Origin of the sequence: Citrobacter sp. MNAZ 1397 (assembly GCF_023613995.1) — a bacterium.
GTDB lineage: Bacteria > Pseudomonadota > Gammaproteobacteria > Enterobacterales > Enterobacteriaceae > Phytobacter > Phytobacter ursingii.
On sequence record NZ_JAKIVH010000008.1, the window covers coordinates 1 to 19604 of the forward strand.

17 protein-coding genes are annotated in these 19604 nt (G+C 51.9%); 9 read left to right on the forward strand and 8 right to left on the reverse strand.

The window, feature by feature from the left end; translation table 11 throughout:
• Nucleotides 1-260: 260 nt before the first annotated feature.
• Nucleotides 261-965, forward strand: a complete 705-nt coding sequence (locus L2097_RS23530) for a FadR/GntR family transcriptional regulator (protein ID WP_047372434.1) — start codon at nucleotides 261-263, stop codon at nucleotides 963-965.
• An 11-nt stretch (nucleotides 966-976) separates the two neighbouring features.
• On the forward strand, nucleotides 977-2368 hold the full coding sequence (gene mdtD, locus L2097_RS23535) for a multidrug transporter subunit MdtD (RefSeq protein ID WP_047372435.1): 1392 nt from the start codon (nucleotides 977-979) through the stop codon (nucleotides 2366-2368).
• Nucleotides 2369-2370: 2 nt separating this feature from the next.
• Here the strand turns inward: mdtD and rbsR are convergent, their stop codons facing one another.
• From rbsR to kup, 7 genes are all read right to left on the reverse strand, one after another.
• A complete protein-coding gene (gene rbsR / locus L2097_RS23540) occupies nucleotides 2371-3363 on the reverse strand; it encodes a ribose operon transcriptional repressor RbsR (protein ID WP_103281038.1) in 993 nt (330 codons plus the stop codon).
• A 3-nt stretch (nucleotides 3364-3366) separates the two neighbouring features.
• Nucleotides 3367-4296 (reverse strand): ribokinase, encoded by a 930-nt coding sequence (rbsK, locus tag L2097_RS23545; RefSeq protein WP_047373438.1) that lies wholly within the window; start codon nucleotides 4294-4296, stop codon nucleotides 3367-3369.
• A gap of 104 nt (nucleotides 4297-4400) precedes the next feature.
• A complete protein-coding gene (rbsB, locus tag L2097_RS23550; protein ID WP_047372437.1) occupies nucleotides 4401-5291 on the reverse strand; it encodes a ribose ABC transporter substrate-binding protein RbsB in 891 nt (296 codons plus the stop codon).
• Between the two features lie 26 nt (nucleotides 5292-5317).
• Nucleotides 5318-6283 (reverse strand): ribose ABC transporter permease, encoded by a 966-nt coding sequence (gene rbsC / locus L2097_RS23555; protein ID WP_085005160.1) that lies wholly within the window; start codon nucleotides 6281-6283, stop codon nucleotides 5318-5320.
• A gap of 5 nt (nucleotides 6284-6288) precedes the next feature.
• A complete protein-coding gene (rbsA, locus tag L2097_RS23560; RefSeq protein ID WP_250353801.1) occupies nucleotides 6289-7794 on the reverse strand; it encodes a ribose ABC transporter ATP-binding protein RbsA in 1506 nt (501 codons plus the stop codon).
• A gap of 7 nt (nucleotides 7795-7801) precedes the next feature.
• On the reverse strand, nucleotides 7802-8221 hold the full coding sequence (gene rbsD / locus L2097_RS23565; RefSeq protein ID WP_047372440.1) for a D-ribose pyranase: 420 nt from the start codon (nucleotides 8219-8221) through the stop codon (nucleotides 7802-7804).
• A gap of 204 nt (nucleotides 8222-8425) precedes the next feature.
• Nucleotides 8426-10294, reverse strand: a complete 1869-nt coding sequence (gene kup / locus L2097_RS23570; RefSeq protein WP_229222930.1) for a low affinity potassium transporter Kup — start codon at nucleotides 10292-10294, stop codon at nucleotides 8426-8428.
• Between the two features lie 222 nt (nucleotides 10295-10516).
• Here kup and ravA point away from each other — a divergent pair, with 222 nt between their 5' ends.
• Together ravA and viaA are read left to right on the forward strand one after the other, a co-directional pair.
• Entirely contained in the window at nucleotides 10517-12013 is a 1497-nt protein-coding gene (ravA, locus tag L2097_RS23575) for an ATPase RavA (RefSeq protein ID WP_047372442.1), read from the forward strand.
• Nucleotides 12007-13458: an ATPase RavA stimulator ViaA gene (viaA, locus tag L2097_RS23580; RefSeq protein WP_250353781.1), complete on the forward strand. Its 1452-nt coding sequence runs from the start codon at nucleotides 12007-12009 to the stop codon at nucleotides 13456-13458. Before ravA ends, viaA begins: the two co-directional genes overlap by 7 nt.
• Here viaA and asnA read toward each other — a convergent pair whose 3' ends face one another.
• Complete coding sequence (asnA, locus tag L2097_RS23585) at nucleotides 13459-14451, reverse strand: aspartate--ammonia ligase (RefSeq protein WP_250353782.1); 993 nt, start codon at nucleotides 14449-14451, stop codon at nucleotides 13459-13461.
• 150 nt (nucleotides 14452-14601) lie between these two features.
• Here asnA and asnC point away from each other — a divergent pair, with 150 nt between their 5' ends.
• The 5 genes from asnC to atpI all read left to right on the forward strand — a co-directional run bounded on the left by asnC (nucleotide 14602) and on the right by atpI (nucleotide 19603).
• Entirely contained in the window at nucleotides 14602-15060 is a 459-nt protein-coding gene (gene asnC, locus L2097_RS23590) for a transcriptional regulator AsnC (protein ID WP_039079997.1), read from the forward strand.
• Between the two features lie 99 nt (nucleotides 15061-15159).
• Complete coding sequence (gene mioC, locus L2097_RS23595; protein WP_047372445.1) at nucleotides 15160-15609, forward strand: FMN-binding protein MioC; 450 nt, start codon at nucleotides 15160-15162, stop codon at nucleotides 15607-15609.
• Nucleotides 15610-15982: 373 nt separating this feature from the next.
• Entirely contained in the window at nucleotides 15983-17872 is a 1890-nt protein-coding gene (mnmG, locus tag L2097_RS23600; RefSeq protein WP_047372446.1) for a tRNA uridine-5-carboxymethylaminomethyl(34) synthesis enzyme MnmG, read from the forward strand.
• 111 nt (nucleotides 17873-17983) lie between these two features.
• A complete protein-coding gene (gene rsmG, locus L2097_RS23605; RefSeq protein ID WP_047372447.1) occupies nucleotides 17984-18607 on the forward strand; it encodes a 16S rRNA (guanine(527)-N(7))-methyltransferase RsmG in 624 nt (207 codons plus the stop codon).
• Nucleotides 18608-19222: 615 nt separating this feature from the next.
• Nucleotides 19223-19603: a F0F1 ATP synthase subunit I gene (atpI, locus tag L2097_RS23610; RefSeq protein ID WP_047372448.1), complete on the forward strand. Its 381-nt coding sequence runs from the start codon at nucleotides 19223-19225 to the stop codon at nucleotides 19601-19603.
• The last annotated feature ends 1 nt before the right edge of the window (nucleotide 19604 follow it).

The following is a 19604-nucleotide window of genomic DNA, read 5'->3' on the forward strand; positions in this document are numbered from 1 at the left end:
TCGCTTTTCTCTGTCGGGACTCTCAGGAGAACCCCGCTGACCCGGCGGCTTGTTTGCCGTTGTTCCGTGTCAGTGGAGGCGCATTATAGGGAGTTCTTGTGAAGTGACAAGCATAAATTTAAAAAAAGTTTTTAACCGTCTCTTTTTTCAACAAGACGCGGTAAAAAGCACCGTAAAAGGCCTGTTTTGCTGTTTTTGCCACCACAGGAATAGCCCCGGTGGCATACTAAAGAGTGAATAAGAACAAAAGGAAGCAATAAATGTCTTTGAACGCACAACAGCTTGCCGCGCAAAAAAATCTCTCATGGGTGCTGGCGGAAAAACTGGCACAGCAAATCCTGAGAGGTGATTATGCCCCGGGCAGCATTTTGCCTGGTGAGATGGAGTTGGGTGAACAGTTCGGCGTAAGTCGTACGGCGGTCAGGGAGGCGGTAAAGACATTAACGGCGAAAGGTATGGTACTTCCTCGTCCGAGAATCGGTACCCGGGTAATGCCCAGGGAAAACTGGAATTTCCTTGATAAAGAATTACTGGTCTGGTGGATGAGTGAGGATAATTTTCACGAAGTCATTCAGCACTTCCTTATTATGCGTAGCAGTCTCGAACCACAGGCGTGCCAGTTGGCGGCACAATCAGGAAGTGCGGAACAAAAAGCGCATCTCAATACATTAATGGAAGAGATGGTGTATCTGAAAAAGCACTTTAACCGTGAGCGCTGGATTGAAGTTGATATGGCCTGGCACGAACACATCTATACGATGAGTGCTAATCCTTTTCTCATCTCTTTCGCTACGCTGTTTCATTCTATATACCATACCTACTTCACTTCCATCACTCAGGACCAGGCTATAAAGCTCGATCTTCATCAGGCTATTGTTGACGCGATTCAGGAAAGCGATGGGGAAAATGCCTTTCAGGCTTGCCAGGCTCTGTTGAAGACGCCAAATGCGCCCACGGCAAAATAACAGGACAAAGAATGACTGAAAAGAAAGCTCGCAGTATGGCCGGATTGCCGTGGATTGCGGCCATGGCCTTCTTTATGCAGGCGCTGGACGCCACTATCCTGAACACCGCACTACCCGCTATCGCACAGAGCCTTGATCGTTCTCCTCTTGCTATGCAGTCCGCCATTATCAGTTATACCCTGACGGTCGCCATGTTGATTCCGGCAAGCGGCTGGCTGGCGGATCGGTTTGGTACCCGGCGGGTCTTCATGTTGGCCGTCACCCTTTTTACGCTGGGTTCACTGGCGTGCGCGCTCTCGACGTCGCTCGGGGCGCTGGTGTGCTTTCGCGTGATTCAGGGGATCGGTGGCGCAATGATGATGCCGGTTGCACGTCTGGCACTGCTACGCGCCTATCCACGCAGTGAGCTTCTGCCGGTACTTAATTTTGTCACCATGCCTGGTCTGGTTGGCCCCATCCTCGGCCCGGTATTGGGTGGCGTACTGGTGACCTGGGCAAGCTGGCACTGGATCTTCCTTATTAATATTCCGATTGGTATAGCCGGGATCTTCTATGCACGTAAATATATGCCGAACTTCACCACACCGCGTAAGGGCTTCGATACCAGCGGCTTTTTCCTCTTTGGCCTGAGCCTGGTCCTGTTTTCCAGTGGCATGGAGTTGTTTGGCGAGAAAATTGTCGCAAGCTGGCTGGCATCGGCCGTTATTCTGAGCGGTGTACTGTTATTTCTTCTTTATATTCGCCACGCGCGCCGTCATCCTACCCCGCTCATCTCGCTCAATCTATTTAAGACGCGCACTTTCTCTGTCGGTATTGTTGGCAATATTGCTTCACGACTGGGGACAGGCTGCGTGCCCTTTTTGATGCCGCTGATGTTACAGGTTGGGTTTGGCTATCCTGCACTGATTGCCGGATGCATGATGGCGCCAACGGCAATGGGTTCAATTCTGGCAAAATCACTGGTCACCCAGGTATTACGCCGTCTGGGTTACAGAAAAACACTGGTAGGTATTACCCTGTTTATCGGTTTGATGATTGCGCAATTTTCTCTGCAATCACCGTCAATGGAAGTGTGGTTGCTGATCTTACCGCTATTCATTCTGGGGATGGCCATGTCCACGCAATTCACCGCCATGAACACCATTACGCTTGCCGACCTGACTGACGAAAACGCCAGTAGCGGGAATAGTGTTCTGGCCGTAACGCAACAGCTCTCCATCAGCCTTGGTGTCGCCGTCAGTGCGGCAGTGTTGCGATTTTATGAAGGGTTCGACAGCGCGAATACCGTGGAACAGTTTCACTATACTTTTGTGACAATGGGAGCAATTACCCTGGTATCCGCCCTGACATTTATGCTCTTAAAGCCGAAAGATGGGCGTAACCTGATAAAAGAAAAGCATTAACACTACGCTGAACCGCGCTCCATCAACACTGGCGTAAGCTGTAGCCGCTGTTGCTGTTGCGTAGGGTCAGAAATACGGTGAATCAGCACATCGATCGCCAGCTCACCCAGTTCATCTTTCGGCTGATGAATAGTGGTGAGCGGCGGCGTCATATACTGCGCCAGTTCAATGTCGTCATAACCAACAATGGCAATATCCTGCGGCACACGTAGTCCGGCCTGATACAGCGCCAGGTAAGCCCCCACAGCCATCGCATCGTTACAAATAAATACCGCCTGCGGGCGTACTTCCAGCGCCAGCAGCATCTGCATCGCTTCAAAGCCGCCGCTAAATTCGAAGTTGCCGATAATTTCGTTACCGTCAAGGATAGTCAGACCCGCGCGGGCCATCGCATCACGATACCCTTCGAGGCGCAGGCGAGCCGGGGTTTTATCCAGCGGGCCAGCAATACAGGCAATATGCGTATGACCTTTATTGATCAGATACTGCGTCGCCATATCGCCGCCGAGCAGAGAATTATCCTGAATAAGGTCACTGTCTCCATCAAAAGGAGCCCAGTCCATCATCACAGTGGGAACCGAAGGATAACGCTGCAGAATTTCCCGTGAAGGTTGATGGGTTTCAGTACATAAAAGCAGCAGGCCATCGACACGCTTTTGCATCAGCGTTTCCAGATTACTGTTCATGCGCTGCTCATCCCCTTCGGTGTTGCATAACACCAGGCTATAACCACGTTCGAAGCAGCTACGTTCCACTCCACGCACCAGCTCGGAGTAGAAAGGGTTGGTACTGGCGGTAATCAGCATCCCGATAGTGCGGGTCTGATTGATTTTCAGACTGCGCGCCAGCGCAGACGGCGCATAGTTGAGCGCCTTGATCGCGGACTCCACCTTTTCGCGAATAGCATCACTGACAAAGCGATCTTTATTGATGACATGCGAAACGGTCGACGTCGATACGCCCGCCATCCGGGCCACATCCTTCATCGTAGCCAATCATCACCCCTGCTTAGCCAGGAAATCGTCAATTTCTTTGCGCCACGGAACAGACGGTTGCGCGCCTTTGCGGGTGACAGCAATGGCCGCCGCCGCATGAGCAAAACGAATAGCCTCATCCAGCGCGAGGTTTTCCAGCAATGCGGTCATCAAAGCGCCATTAAACGTATCACCGGCTGCAATAGTATCAATGGCTTTCACTTTAAAGCCCGGCACGCGACGACCGTCGCCTTTCACGCTCGCCCAGACGCCACGGCTTCCCAGCGTAATGATGACCGTATCAATACCTTTAGCATGTAGTGCCTGGGCCGCGCGCGCCGCATCCTCATCGCTGGCAACATTAATACCCGTCAGTTTTTCGGCTTCGGTTTCATTAGGTGTGATGATATCCACCAGCGCCAGCAGTTCATCAGAAAGCTCACGCGCCGGGGCAGGGTTGAGCGCCACAATAGTCTGGTTTTCATGGGCAATACGCGCTGCTGCCAGTACGCTTTCTACCGGAGATTCCAGCTGCATCAACAGGGCGGACGCCTGGGCAATACGCTCACGCTGTGCATCAACAAGTGCCGGAGAGAGCGCCGCATTCGCCCCCGCATGAATACCGATGACATTCTCACCTTCGCCATTAACAAAAATCAGTGCCACGCCGGTCGACTCATTAGCGATCACGCTAACGGGCGCCACATCGATATTGTCGCTAATCAGTTGCTGGCGGACACGTTCACCGGTGTCGTCATCACCCGTACAGGCAATAAAGGCAATATCTGCACCACTGCGTCCGGCAGCCACCGCCTGGTTTGCGCCTTTACCGCCAAATGCAATCTGATATTGCGTGCCGGTAACGGTCTCTCCGGGGGTTGGAAACGAGTCAAGGTTAAGAATGTGATCGGCATTAATACTACCGAGAACAACAAGTTTGCCTGTGGTTTTCATGATGAGCTTGTCCATTAAAATGCGCCACCCGCCAGCGGGTGGCGCGAGCTCTGCTTTTCTTGATGCTTTTTTCAGGCTATCCCGGTGAGATAGCCTGACGATTTTTATTGTTTGATAACCAGTTTCAGGTCTACCGGGATCTTCGCGTGGACTTTTTCACCTTTCAGCACCTCTGCTGCGGTATCTACGCCTTTCGCGCCAATCATTTCCGGAAGCTGAGCAATCGTCGCCGCCATTTTGCCGTCATTCACGGCTTTTACGCCATCAGGCGTACCGTCAAACCCAACAACCATCACATCGGTTTTACCGGCAGTTTGCAGCGCGCGCATCGCGCCCAGCGCCATTTCGTCGTTCTGTGCAAATACCGCCTGGACATCCGGATGCGCCGTCAGCAGGTTCTGCATTACGTTCAAGCCTTTTGTACGATCAAAGTCAGCCGGCTGGCTCGCCAGGACATTAAATTTGTGGGCTGCAACAGCTTGCTGGAAGCCTTCACCACGCTCACGAGCGGCAGAAGTACCGGCAATACCCTGCAGTTCGATAACCTTCGCACCTTCACCTGCTTTCTTGGCAATGTAGTCGCCAGCAATTTTACCGCCCAGCACGTTATCAGAAGCGATATGGCTTACCACTTCGCCTTTTGCAGCAGCGCGGTCAAGGGTGATAACCGGAATGTTTGCCTGATTCGCCATCTTCACGGCGTTACCTACAGCGTCGGAATCAGTCGGGTTGATGAGCAGCAGTTTGGTACCGCGTACCGTTAAATCCTGCACATTAGCCAGCTCTTTTGCCGGGTTATTTTGAGAATCCAGCACAACCAGATCGTAACCCAGTTTGTCCGCTTCTTTCTGGGCGCCATCTTTAAGGCTGACGAAGAATGGGTTGTTGAGTGTGGAAATAACCAATGCAATCGTGTCTTTCGCCATCGCGTTCGCGCTTACGGTGGCGCTCAGTGCAACAGCAGAAACCAGAGTGGCCAGTTTTTTCATGTTCATATCATGATGTCCTGTAGTGTAGGTAATTACTGTTTTTTGTTGTCTACCAGCACCGCCAGCAGAATCACCACTGCTTTAACGATCATCTGGTAATAGGAGGAAACGCTTAACAAATTCAATCCATTATTCAGGAAGCCGAGAATTAATGCGCCGATCAATGTCCCAACGATACGCCCTTTACCGCCTGCCAGACTGGTACCGCCCAACACCACCGCGGCAATAGCATCCAGCTCATAGCCAGTACCTGCCGTCGGTTGCCCTGAGGAGAGGCGTGCAACTTCAATAATGCCCGCCAGCGATGCCAAAAGCCCACACAAAGAGTAGACAATCACTTTGACTTTATCGACGCTGATACCCGACAAGCGTGTTGCTGCTTCATTTCCCCCAAGTGCATAGATATAGCGGCCCAGGCGGGTGTGATGCAGTAAATACCAGGTGGCGATAAAGACAATCGCCATGATCCATACCGGCGTCGGGATCCCCAGCGGACGACCAATACCGAACCAGCCAAAGACATCTGCATTGTCCGTAAAACCGGTATTGATTGGACTCCCGTTGGTGTAAACCAGCGTCACACCGCGCAGTAACAGCATCATGACCAGGGTTGCGATAAACGCCTGTACTCGCCCTTTCGCCACGATAGTCCCGGTTACCGCGCCAATCGCTGCACCCAGCGCCAGAGCGGCGGCGACAGCCACCAGCGCATTCACTTCCATACCGACGAGCGACGCGGCAACCGCACCGGTCAACGCCAGCAGAGAACCGACGGACAGATCGATCCCGGAAGTTAAAATGACCAGCGTCATGCCAACCGCCATAATGGCGTTAACCGAGGTCTGCTGCAGGATATTCAGCATGTTATTGACGGTAAAAAAGTTCGGACTCATGGTCGACACAATGGCAATCAACACCAGCAAAGCGATCAGCGATTTTTGTTCCATCAACCACGCTTTGGTGAAATAGCGGCGACCAGAAACAGCCTGGGTAGTCATCTTTTTTACTCCTGATTCACACGATTAAGCTTGCCCACTGCGGCAGCCATCAATACTTCCTGAGTGGCCTGCTCGCGCGTGAATTCACCGCCGAGATGCCCTTCATGCATCACCATGATGCGATCGCTCATGCCTAAGACTTCCGGCATCTCCGATGACACCAGAATGATACTCAGGCCGTCGGCCTTAAACTGGTTAATAAGCTGATAAATCTCTTTTTTCGCCCCGACGTCAACACCGCGCGTCGGCTCATCGAGGATCAGCACTTTCGGGCGCGTCATCAAACCGCGCGCGATAGCCACTTTCTGCTGGTTGCCACCGGAAAGCAGGCCAATAGCCTGTTCCATTGACGGCGTTTTGACATTGAACAGACGAATGAAATCACTCACCGCCTGCTGTTCTTCTTTATGTTTTAAATTGCCACCCGGACGGCTGAAATAACCCAGCGCCGTCAGCGACATATTCTCTTTAACTGACATGCCCAGCACTAAACCATCGCGCTTACGATCTTCGGAGATGTAGACGATACCGTTCGCCAGACCATCCTGCGGTGAACGGGTCACAACTTCATGACCATCCAGCGTGACGCTCCCACTGGTGCGCGGCAGCGCGCCATAAAGGACTTTCATCAGTTCAGTGCGCCCGGCGCCCATCAGGCCCGCCACACCCAAAATCTCCCCTTTACGCAGGGTAAAGCTCACATTGTTCACGCCCGGGCCGCATAAGTTATCGACTTTCAGACGGATATCACCCGGCGCTTTATCGAGGCGCGGGTACTGTTCTTCCAGTTTGCGCCCGACCATCATTTCGATAAGCGTATCTTCGGTCAGCGTTGCCACTTCACGCTCGGCGATAAACTGGCCGTCACGGAACACCGTCACGTCGTCGCAAATCTCGAAGATCTCTTTCATACGATGAGAGATATAGACGATCCCGCGCCCCTGCGCTTTCAGCTCGCGAATAACGCGGAACAGGGATTCCGTTTCGGTATCGGTCAGGGCGTCGGTCGGTTCATCCATAATGATGACCTTCGACTCATAGCTCAGGACCTTCGCAATTTCGACCATCTGTTGATCGCCAATGGAAAGTTCCCCCACCAGCTTGTCGCTTTTAAAGCGGAGATTCAGTTTAAGCAGCAGCTTATCGGCTTCGGCATACATCTTTTTCCAGTCGATTTTGCCAAAGCGGTTAACGAATTCACGGCCGATAAAGATGTTCTCGGCAATGGTGAGCTGCGGGATCAGGTTGAGTTCCTGGTGAATAATGCCGATACCGGCTTCTTGCGAGGATTTCGGTCCGGTAAAGGTGGTCTCTTTACCCAGCCACAGTAATGAACCGGCATCACGGGTATAGATCCCGGTCAGGACCTTCATCATCGTGGATTTGCCTGCGCCATTTTCGCCTACCAGCGCCATTACGCGACCTGGATAAACATTTAACGCGGCGCCGGATAAGGCTTTAACGCCGGGGAACGCTTTATCGATCCCTTTGAGTTGCAGTAATGCGTCCATGATGGCCTCAGAAGGTGACGCCAGCACAGAGAATAATATTCGCATACGGGGAACATTCCCCGCTGCGAATCACCGCCTGACTGTCCGCGGTGTGTTTTTTAAATTGTTCGTGTGAAACGTAACGAACTTCTATGGTATTCCCCTGGTGTTGCTGCAGCTGCTCAATATGTCTGAGCAACGTTTCGTGGAGCTGTGGATTCTGCTGTTCGATTTCCGACGCGAGGATAGCTGCTTCAACCTGCATCTCAGTGGTAACCACTTCCAGTACCTGCATAAAGGATGGAACCCCCTGGGTTAATGCCATATCAATACGCGCGGTACTTTTCGGCACAGGCAAGCCTGCATCACAAACCACCAGCGTATCGGTATGCCCAAGACGGGAGATGACCGACGAGATTTCAGCGTTGAGAACAGTACCTTTTTTCATTTTTATGCTCCATTAGCGAAACGTTTCGCTGATCTCAGTGTAGATCTGAGAATGTTCAGAAAACCACCATGGCATTACAGAAGTGTGATCGAAATCGAAACGTTTCGCGCGCGTTGCAGAAAAAAAACAAAAGTTATCTTACTTAAATAAAATTGCGGGAGATAAATAGCAAAAACCCCTCTGGGTGAGGGGTTTTAAAAAGCATTAAATTTCGACCTGCGTACCGAGCTCGATAACCCGATTGGGGGGGATTTCAAACTGGTCCGGCGCACGCAGCGCATTGCGTTGTAATAGCAGGTATAGCTTGCCACGCAGCCGTAGATACCAGGGCCGTTTACCCACAATCAGCGACTCATGAGACATAAAGAAGGATGTCTCCATCATGCGGCAACTGAGCCCTTCCAGGCCGCAGCGGTGGAACACCTCTTCCACATTTGGCGTTTCGCGCCAGCCGTAGCTGGCCACCACGCGCCAGAACGTCGGCGAGAGTTGCTCAATCTGCACGCGACGCACGTTATGCACATAAGGTGCATCTTCTGTACGCAGAGTCAGCAGGATCACGCGTTCATGCAGCACCTTGTTATGTTTCAGGTTATGCAACATAGCAAACGGAATGACATTCAACGCGCGGGACATATATACCGCAGTACCTGGGACTCGCACCGGCGGGGATTTTTCCAGTGAGGCAATCATCGCCTCCAGTGAGTTGCCATGCTCATGCATGCGGCGCAACAGGCGGAAACGTTCACTCTTCCATGTGGTCATCACGATGAACATAACCAGACCTAAACTCAACGGTAACCAGCCGCCAGACAGCAACTTATCAAGGTTTGCCGAGAAAAGCGGCACATCGATACACAGGAACATCGTAAGCAACAGACCCACAACCATTTTATTCCAGTGCCAGTTTTTACGCGCCACGGTCATAGAAAGAATCGACGTCAGCACCATCGTACCGGTCACCGCAATACCATACGCCGCCGCCAGGTTACTGGAGTGTTCAAAACTGACTATCACGATAACGACCGCGAAGTAGAGCAGCCAGTTAATAAAGGGAATGTAAATCTGACCGGATTCCATCTCTGAGGTATGGATAATGCGCATTGGCGAGAGATAGCCCAGACGCACGGCCTGACGTGTCAGAGAGAACACGCCCGAGATGACCGCCTGAGACGCAATGACCGTCGCCAGCGTCGCGATGATCAACATCGGAATCAGTGCCCATTCAGGCGCCAGCAGGAAGAACGGGTTTTTGATGGCTTCCGGGGTTTTCAGCAGCAACGCCCCCTGACCAAAATAATTCAGCGCCAGAGATGGCAATACCACGATAAACCACGCAAGGCGAATAGGCAGCTTACCGAAATGGCCCATATCCGCATATAACGCCTCTACCCCGGTGATAGAAAGCACCACCGCGCCCAGCGCAACAAACGAGACGGCTTTGTATTGAAGGAAGAAATTAACCGCCCACGTCGGATTAAGCGCCTGTAGCACCTCAGGGTTGCTGATAATACCGCGCGCGCCCAGCACCGCCAGAATCAAAAACCAGGCCAGCATAATGGGAGCAAAAAGTTTACCCACCAGCCCTGTGCCGTGCTTTTGGATCATGAACAGCAGCGTGAGCACCAGAATGGAAAGCGGAACAATCCACGTATCCAGCGATGGTGCGACGATTTCCAGCCCCTCTATCGCCGACATCACGGAGATGGCGGGTGTAATAACGACCTCACCATAGAAGAAGCTGCCGCCAATAAGTCCCATGATAACAAGCGCTGAGGTCATTCTGGCGGAGGTATTTCGTCCTGCCAGCGACATCAGCGTTAAGATCCCACCTTCACCCGCGTTATCTGCACGCATGACGAAAGTAAGGTATTTAACCGAGACGACCAGTATCAGCAGCCAGAAGATGAGCGACAAAAAGCCGAAGACGGCGTCGCGTTCAACCCCAAAACCAAATTGACCTGACAAACATTCACGAAGTGTATAAAGCGGGCTGGTGCCAATATCACCGTAGACAACCCCAATAGCCGCGAGTGTTATCGCGGGCAACGATTGCTTATTATCAGTGCTCATAGACTAATCTTTTGTTTGAATGACAAATGTGTGCTTAGTCCCTTGGCCCACAAAAAGCGCACAGTATGCACGATTATTTACGAAATCGTACCCCCTAATTGCGACCGTATTAACCTGGCGCAAAGAAAATGATGCTGTTGTTCAGTCTATTACAAGCCTTTATCGAAACGTCTATACTCGCAGTTGCAAGCCGGAATCGCGGCGAAAGGATGCAAATCAATTATGGCTCACTCACATTTATTAGCAGAAAGAATTTCCCGCCTGAGCAGCGCGCTGGAAAAAGGTCTTTTTGAGCGTAGCCACGCTATTCGCCTGTGCCTGCTGGCCGCATTAAGTGGTGAAAGCGTCTTCCTGCTCGGTCCACCAGGCATCGCCAAAAGCCTGATCGCCCGCCGCCTGAAATTCGCCTTTAAAAATGCCCGCGCTTTTGAATACCTGATGACCCGCTTCTCCACCCCCGAGGAGGTGTTCGGTCCTCTTTCGATTCAGGCGCTGAAAGATGAAGGGCGTTATGAACGCTTAACACACGGCTACCTTCCGGAAGCGGAGATTGTGTTTCTGGACGAAATCTGGAAAGCCGGACCGGCGATCCTGAATACGTTATTGACTGCCATTAACGAACGTCGCTTTCGCAACGGCGCGCTGGAAGAGAAAATTCCCATGCGTTTACTGGTGGCGGCGTCTAACGAACTGCCCGAGGCTGACAGCAGCCTCGAAGCACTTTATGACCGCATGTTGATTCGCCTGTGGCTCGATAAAGTGCAGGAGAAGAGTAATTTCCGCTCGATGCTCATCAGCCAGCAGGATGAAAGCGATAACCCGGTTCCGGCTGACCTGCAAATCAGTGATGAGGAGTATGCGCGCTGGCAGCAGGAAATCGTGCAGGTGAAATTGCCCGACGCCGTTTTTGATCTGATTTTCATGCTACGCCAGCAGCTTGATAACCTACCCACTGCGCCTTATGTCTCTGACCGGCGCTGGAAAAAGGCCATTCGCTTGCTACAAGCCAGCGCCTTTTTCAGCGGACGCGATGCGGTTGCCCCAGTGGATTTGATCTTGCTGAAAGACTGCCTGTGGCATGACGCTGAAAGTATGCGCCTGATGCAAAATCAGCTGGAAATATTGATGACCGGGCACGCGTGGCAGCAGCAACCTATGCTGACGCAACTGGGCGCTATCGCACAGCGCAACATTCAGATCCAGCAGCAGCAAAGTGACAAAACCGCTCTTAAAGTTTCGCGTCAGGGCGGCATGTTCAGCCGTCGTCCACATTACGATCTGCCGGAAGAGCTGCAAGAAAGCACACTGACATTGTTGCTCCAGCAGCCTTTAAAATTGCATGACTTGCAGGTCAATCATGTGACTATCGAACGCGCCGCACTGGCCCAGTGGCTGGTTAAAGGGGGCGAGATCCGTGGCAAACTTAACGGTATTGGTTTCGCACAGATCCTGAACCTCGAAGTTGACACCAGCCTGCATCTGTTGATCCGCGATATCAGCTTGCAGGGCTCCCGTCTTGCTTTACCGGGTGGAACAGCAACCCAGGTGCCGGAAGAAATAAAGCAGCAACTGGCAGCGCTGGACACGCTCTGGCACCAGCAGCACACCCGTTTTAGCGAACAGCAAAAATGTCTGTTCATCCCCTCAGACTGGTTAGGCCGCATTGAAGCCAGCCTGCAGGACGTCCGCGCGCAGATACAACAGGCGCTTCAATGCTGACACTGGATACGTTGAATGCCCTGCTGGCCATCAGTGAGGAGACGATAGTTGAAGAGCTTATCGTTGCCTTACTGGCCTCACCCCAGTTGGCTGTTTTCTTCGAGAAATTCCCCAAACTCCGGCACGTCATAACCGAAGATGTGCCGCGCTGGCGCGAAGCGCTGAAAAATCACCTCAAAGAGGCGCAGGTACCGCCAGAACTGACCGAAGAAGTGCTCTGCTATCAGCAGAGCCAGTTGCTTTCCACATCACAGTTCGTCGTCCAGTTGCCGCAAATTCTGACGCTTCTGGATAAGCTTCGCTCGCCTTTCGCCGCTCAGGCAAACGCAATGGTGAAGGACAACCCGACCTTTACTCCAGCGCTACAGACGCTTTTCTTACAGCGCTGGCGGCTGAGTCTGGTGGTGCAGACAACCGCATTTAACCAGCAGTTGCTGGAAGGAGAGCGTGAGCAATTACTCAGTGAAGTACAGGAACGCATGACGCTAAGCGGTCAGCTTGAACCGATACTGATTGAAAACGAAAATGCCGCCGGGCGGTTATGGGATATGAGCGCCGGGCAAATCAAGCGTGGCGACTACCAGCTCATCGTGAAATATGGCGACTTCCTGACGGAACAGCCGGAACTCAGGCAACTGGCAGAACAACTTGGACGTTCCCGCGAGGCAAAATCTGTTCCGCGCAAAGATGCGCCAATGGAAACCTTCCGTATGCTGGTGCGCGAACCTTCCACCGTACCGGAGCAGGTTGACGGGCTGCACCAAAGTGATGACATCCTGCGTCTGTTGCCGCCTGAACTGGCGACGCTGGGCATTACCGAACTGGAGTATGAGTTCTACCGTCGGCTGGTTGAAAAACAGCTCCTGACCTACCGCCTTCACGGTGATGCCTGGCGGGAAAGAGTCGTTGAGCGTCCGGTGATTCATCAGGATTTCGATGAACAGCCGCGTGGGCCGTTCATCGTTTGTGTAGACACATCCGGTTCGATGGGCGGGTTCAATGAACAGTGCGCAAAAGCCTTTTGCCTGGCGCTGATGCGCGTGGCGCTGGCAGACAAACGACGCTGCTATATTATGCTGTTTTCCAGCGAGGTCGTGCGCTACGAACTGACCTGCCAGCAGGGACTGGAACACGCGATCCGCTTTCTGAGTCAACGCTTTCGCGGCGGCACGGACTTAGCGAGCTGTTTTCGCGCCATTATTGAACGTATGCAGGGTGGGGAGTGGTATGACGCCGACGCGGTGGTTATCTCTGACTTTATCGCCCAGCGTCTGCCGGACGATGTGATTGGCAAGGTCAAGGAACTGCAGGCCGTGCACCAGCACCGTTTTCATGCGGTGGCGATGTCAGCCCACGGAAAACCCGGCATCATGCGTATCTTCGATCATATCTGGCGCTTTGATACCGGGATGCGTAGCCGTCTGCTCAGACGCTGGCGTCGCTAATTACAGTAACGCGTCGACGGTATCACGAACCTGTGCAGGCCATACGCCACACTGAACCTGTCCGATGTGGGGCTGTTGCAGCAGCAGCATCGTCAAACGAGACTGCCCAATACCGCCACCGATAGTTTGCGGCATATCGCCCCGCAACAACGCCTGGTGCCAGTCGAGACGCAGACGATCTTCATCGTCGGTGATGTTAAGCTGGCGTTTCAGTGCGTCAGCATCAACGCGGATCCCCATAGAAGAGAGCTCAAGCGCATCTTCCAGTACCGGGTTCCACACCAGAATATCGCCGTTCAGGCCGCGCAACCCCTTCTCACCAGGTGTACTCCAGTCATCGTAATCCGGGGCCCGTACATCGTGGTGCTGACCATTGCTAAGCTTCCCGCCAATGCCCATCAGAAATACGGCACCCAGATCTTTGGCTATTGCGCGTTCTCGCCCTTTTGCATCCAGTCCCGGATAGCGGCTCAGCAGCTCTTCACTGTGCACGAAGTGGATCTGTTCAGGCAGGAAAGGAATCAGGCCAAACTCTTTGCTCACCGCCGCTTCGGTTGCTTTGATCCCGGCATAGATGGCTTCAACCGTTGATCTCAGCGTGCCGGTGTGGCGTTCGCCTTCACCCAGTACGCGTTCCCAGTCCCATTGATCAACATAAACAGAATGGATGGGAGAGAGACGATCTTCATCCGGTCGCAGGGCTTTCATGTGCGTGTACAGCCCTTCACCCGCGCTGAAATCATGTTGCCCCAGCGTTTGACGTTTCCATTTAGCCAGGGAGTGGACCACTTCAAACTGCGCATCCGGCAGGTTTTTGACTTTTACCTGTACCGCTTTTTCACAGCCCGACAGGTTATCCTGAGTCCCATCTCCTACGCGGCTTAGAATGGGTGCCTGAACTTCAATTAGCCCCAGTTTTTCTTCCAGCTGACGGGAAAAATGCGACTTCACGAATACGATCTGACGTTGTTTGCTGATGTAAGCGGATTTCATCTTCTAACTCCTTTGCTCTGTTGCAAACGATTAAGCAACAAAGCCCATCCTTTATTCAATAATCAACAATAAAAAAGGCCTCATGGGTTTTGATTCGTCATAATTAACCGCTAAAATAATAAGAATGTTTATTTATCATAAGAAAAACCTATGGAAAATTATCAGATCGACAATCTGGACCGCGGCATCCTTGACGCCTTAATGGCGAATGCGCGCACCGCTTACGCAGAGCTCGCCAAGCAATTCGGTGTAAGCCCGGGTACGATTCATGTGCGCGTAGAGAAAATGAAGCAGGCGGGGATTATTACCGGCGCGCGAATTGACGTCAGCCCCAAACAATTAGGTTATGACGTCTGCTGTTTTATCGGCATTATCCTCAAAAGCGCCAAAGATTACCCTTCTGCGCTGGCACGGCTGGAAAGTCTGGAAGAGGTCACCGAGGCGTACTACACCACCGGTCACTACAGCATCTTTATTAAGGTGATGTGTCGCTCGATCGACGCACTGCAGCAGGTGCTTATCAACAAGATCCAAACAATTGATGAAATCCAGTCCACTGAAACGCTGATCTCTTTGCAAAACCCCATCATGCGTACGATCCGCCCTTAACAGGGCATTTTCCCCCACCGTTAATACCCATATTGTCCACAGGTAGATCCCAGTCCATTCACAGCGTACAATACGCAGCTCATAACCGGAGTGGACTTAATGGCAGATATTACGCTTATTAGTGGCAGCACCCTGGGTGGCGCAGAATATGTAGCAGAACACCTGGCGGAAAAACTGCAAGATGCAGGCTTTACAACCGAAACCCTGCACGGCCCGTTACTGGAAGATCTGCCGCGGGAAGGAACCTGGCTGGTGGTGAGTTCTACTCATGGCGCAGGCGATTTGCCGGACAACATCCAGCCGTTTTATGACGATCTTAATGAACAAAAGCCTGACCTTTCCGCCGTACGTTTCGGCGCGATTGGTATTGGTAGCCGCGAATACGACACGTTTTGCGGTGCGATTGAAAAACTCGAGGTTTCACTCAAGGCCTGTGGGGCAAAACAGGTAGGTGAAACCGAGAAGATCAACATCCTTGAGCATGACATTCCTGAAGATCCGGCTGAAATTTGGCTCGGATCCTGGATTATTTTACTCAATAACGATTAAAGATCGCGCGATCGAGTGTGGATAACTATGCTTAAAACCGTTGATCAACCGGTAGTTATCCAACGTATAACCGTCGCTTAGTTTTTGAGTTGTGCATAACTGCCCATTCTGATCCCAGCTTATACTGACCAGGATCACCGATCATTCACAGCTAATGATCCAGGCTAACATCATGATCTTTATATCCGGATCCGGGTTATCCACAAGCCAGGTCGATCCTAATAAGAGATCACAGTAAAACAGATCTCTCTAAATAAAGATCTTCTTTTTAATACCCGGGATCCTGATGCTTTCTCACTGAGCTAAAGTTGAGTAGAATCCACGGCCCGGGCATCAATCCACTTTCTAACCGCTTTATGCGAGGCAATACACCATGTTTTATCCGGATCCTTTTGACGTCATCATCATTGGCGGGGGTCATGCAGGCACTGAGGCCGCGATGGCCGCAGCGCGTATGGGTCAACAGACTCTGCTTTTGACACACAATATCGACACGCTGGGGCAAATGAGTTGCAACCCGGCCATTGGCGGTATTGGGAAAGGACACCTGGTAAAAGAAGTGGATGCACTCGGCGGCCTGATGGCAAAAGCGATCGACCACGCGGGTATCCAGTTTAGGATACTAAACGGCAGCAAAGGCCCGGCGGTTCGTGCGACCCGCGCACAGGCCGATCGCGTGCTTTACCGTCAGGCTGTGCGTACCGCGCTGGAAAACCAGCCCAATCTGATGATCTTCCAGCAGGCGGTCGAAGATCTGATTGTAGAAAACGATCGCGTCGTGGGTGCTGTTACCCAGATGGGTCTGAAATTCCGTGCCAAAGCGGTCGTTCTCACCGTCGGGACATTCCTGGACGGCAAAATTCATATCGGGCTGGATAACTACAGCGGTGGCCGTGCGGGCGATCCGCCGTCCATTCCGCTTTCTCGTCGTCTGCGTGAATTACCGCTGCGCGTAAGCCGTCTGAAAACAGGTACGCCGCCGCGTATTGATGCACGTACCATTGATTTCAGCGTTCTGGCTCAGCAGCACGGTGATAACCCGATGCCGGTCTTCTCGTTCATGGGCAATGCGGCGCAGCATCCGCAGCAGGTGCCGTGCTACATCACGCATACCAACGAAAAGACCCACGACGTTATCCGCAATAACCTCGATCGCAGCCCAATGTACGCAGGCGTGATCGAAGGGATCGGCCCACGCTATTGCCCGTCGATCGAAGATAAGGTGATGCGCTTTGCCGATCGCAACCAGCACCAGATCTTCCTTGAACCGGAAGGGTTGACCTCTAACGAAATTTATCCGAACGGTATCTCCACCAGCCTGCCGTTTGATGTACAGATGAAAATTGTCCGCTCAATGCAGGGGATGGAAAACGCAAAAATCGTTCGCCCTGGTTATGCCATTGAGTATGATTTCTTCGATCCGCGTGACCTGAAACTAACCCTGGAGAGCAAATTCATCCACGGGCTGTTCTTTGCCGGGCAAATCAACGGTACCACTGGCTACGAAGAAGCGGCGGCTCAGGGGCTTTTAGCCGGTCTGAACGCCGCACGCTTCTCCGCCGAGAAAGAGGGCTGGGCACCGGCGCGTTCTCAAGCCTATCTTGGCGTACTGGTGGATGATCTTTGTACGCTGGGGACCAAAGAACCGTACCGCATGTTCACCTCTCGTGCCGAGTATCGCCTGATGCTGCGCGAAGATAACGCCGATCTGCGTCTGACCGAAATCGGTCGCGAACTTGGTCTTGTGGATGACGAACGTTGGGCTCGCTATAACGAGAAACTCGAAAATATCGAACGTGAACGTCAGCGCCTGAAATCTATCTGGGTGAACCCAACGTCGGAAAACGCGCCGGAAGTGAATAAAAACCTGACTGCGCCGCTGTCTCGTGAAGCCAGCGGCGAAGATCTGCTGCGTCGCCCGGAAATGACGTACGAACAGCTGGTACAACTGGCACCATTTGTTCCTGGGCTGAGCGATGAACAGGCGGCTGAGCAGGTTGAGATTCAGGTGAAGTACGAGGGGTATATCGCCCGTCAGCAGGATGAAATTGAAAAACAGCAGCGTAACGAGAATACCCTGTTACCTGCATCGCTCGATTACCGTCAGGTCAGTGGACTGTCGAATGAAGTGATCGCGAAGCTCAACGACCACAAACCGGCATCTATCGGACAGGCATCGCGTATTTCCGGGATCACACCTGCTGCGATCTCCATTCTGCTGGTCTGGTTGAAAAAGCAGGGGATGCTGCGCCGTAGCGCCTGATACGCTTCGCTAAACCTCCACTGGCAGATAGCGCGCTGCCTGACAGCGCAACAGATTTAAGCCCGGTAAGCGTTAACGCCGCCGGGCATATTTTTCAGACAGGTAATCACCGTGCTCAATAAACTTTCTCGTCTGCTTGATGAAGCAGGTATTTCGCTCACCGATCACCAGAAAAACCAACTGGTGGCTTATGTTGAAATGCTTCACAAATGGAACAAAGCCTACAACCTGACCTCCGTACGTGACCCGAACGAGATGCTGATTCGCCATATTCTGGACAGTATCGTGGTGGCGCCACACTTGCAGGGGGAGCGGTTTATCGACGTCGGTACGGGGCCGGGCCTGCCGGGGATCCCGTTATCTATTGTTCTTCCTGACGCACACTTCACGCTGCTGGATAGCCTGGGTAAACGCGTCCGTTTCCTGCGCCAGGTTCAGCATGAGCTTCATCTGACGAATGTCACTCCCGTACAGAGCCGCGTCGAGGATTTTCCGGCCGAGCCGCCTTTTGATGGGGTCATCAGCCGGGCATTCGCATCGCTGAATGACATGGTGAACTGGTGCCAGCATCTGCCAGGAACACAAGGCAAGTTCTATGCCCTTAAGGGGTTGATTCCCAATGATGAAATTGACACGCTGCCTGCTCAGTTTTCAGTAGAATCTATCGTCAAATTAGATGTACCGCATCTTGAGGGCGACCGACATCTCGTGGTCATTAAGGCAAACAAAATTTAATTTTTATCAAAAAATGTAGAATTCGTGCTGTTTTCTGAATGTTAAAAAACGGCGTAAAAAACAGTGATACGTTCGGTTACATTTAACGCATATTTTACTTTGATTTTTCGATGTTTTAACGCTGGGCTTTTGCTTAACCCTTAAAATAGTCAACTGCGAAAATATCAGTCTGCTAAAAATCGGCAGGTTGTACCAATTTATGAATGTTAAATGATTATTATAAATGTCAATGAAAGGTTTTTATTGTATAGCGAGCTGTTTTAAAAAGAGTTGTCAGTAATCATCTTGAATATCAAAAAGATGAAAAGGCTCAAATTCCTCAGGTGAATATTTTGGCGAGCGCATAAATGTTTAATTTGTGATCTGGTGCACGCTTTAACAGCAGCTGTTTCGCGTTATTCGACGTTTTGCATAATGGTTCACAGTTTCGCTAAAAGTTGAAAAATAGCCCTCGGGAAAATTATTTAAACATTTATTCACCTTTTCGCTACTTATTGTTTGAAATCACGAGGCCGCACCGTATAATTTGACCGCTTTTTGATGCTTGACTCCAGGCCTTAAAGAACGTTTTATACGACACGCGGCCTACCCCGAAGTGAGCAGGAGTTAAAAGTGATGTCTGTGTCGCTCTTGGGTCGAAATGTTGCTCGCAGGCTTCTGCTTATTCAGTTCCTGGCGGTAATAGCAAGCGGATTGCTGTTTAGCCTCAAAGACCCCTTCTGGGGCACTTCCGCCGTGTGCGGCGGTATGGCAGTCGTTCTGCCGAATATGTTGTTTATGATTTTTGCCTGGCGTCATCAGGCGCATACACCAGCTAAAGGCCGAGTGGCCTGGTCCTTCGCCTTCGGTGAAGTGTTCAAGGTGTTAGCAACATTCGTGTTGCTGGTGGTGGCGCTGGCGGTTTTAAAGGCGGTGTTTTTACCGCTGATAGTCACGTGGGTTTCGGTGCTGGTTGTTCAGATACTGGCACCCGCTGTAATTAACAACAAAGGGTAAG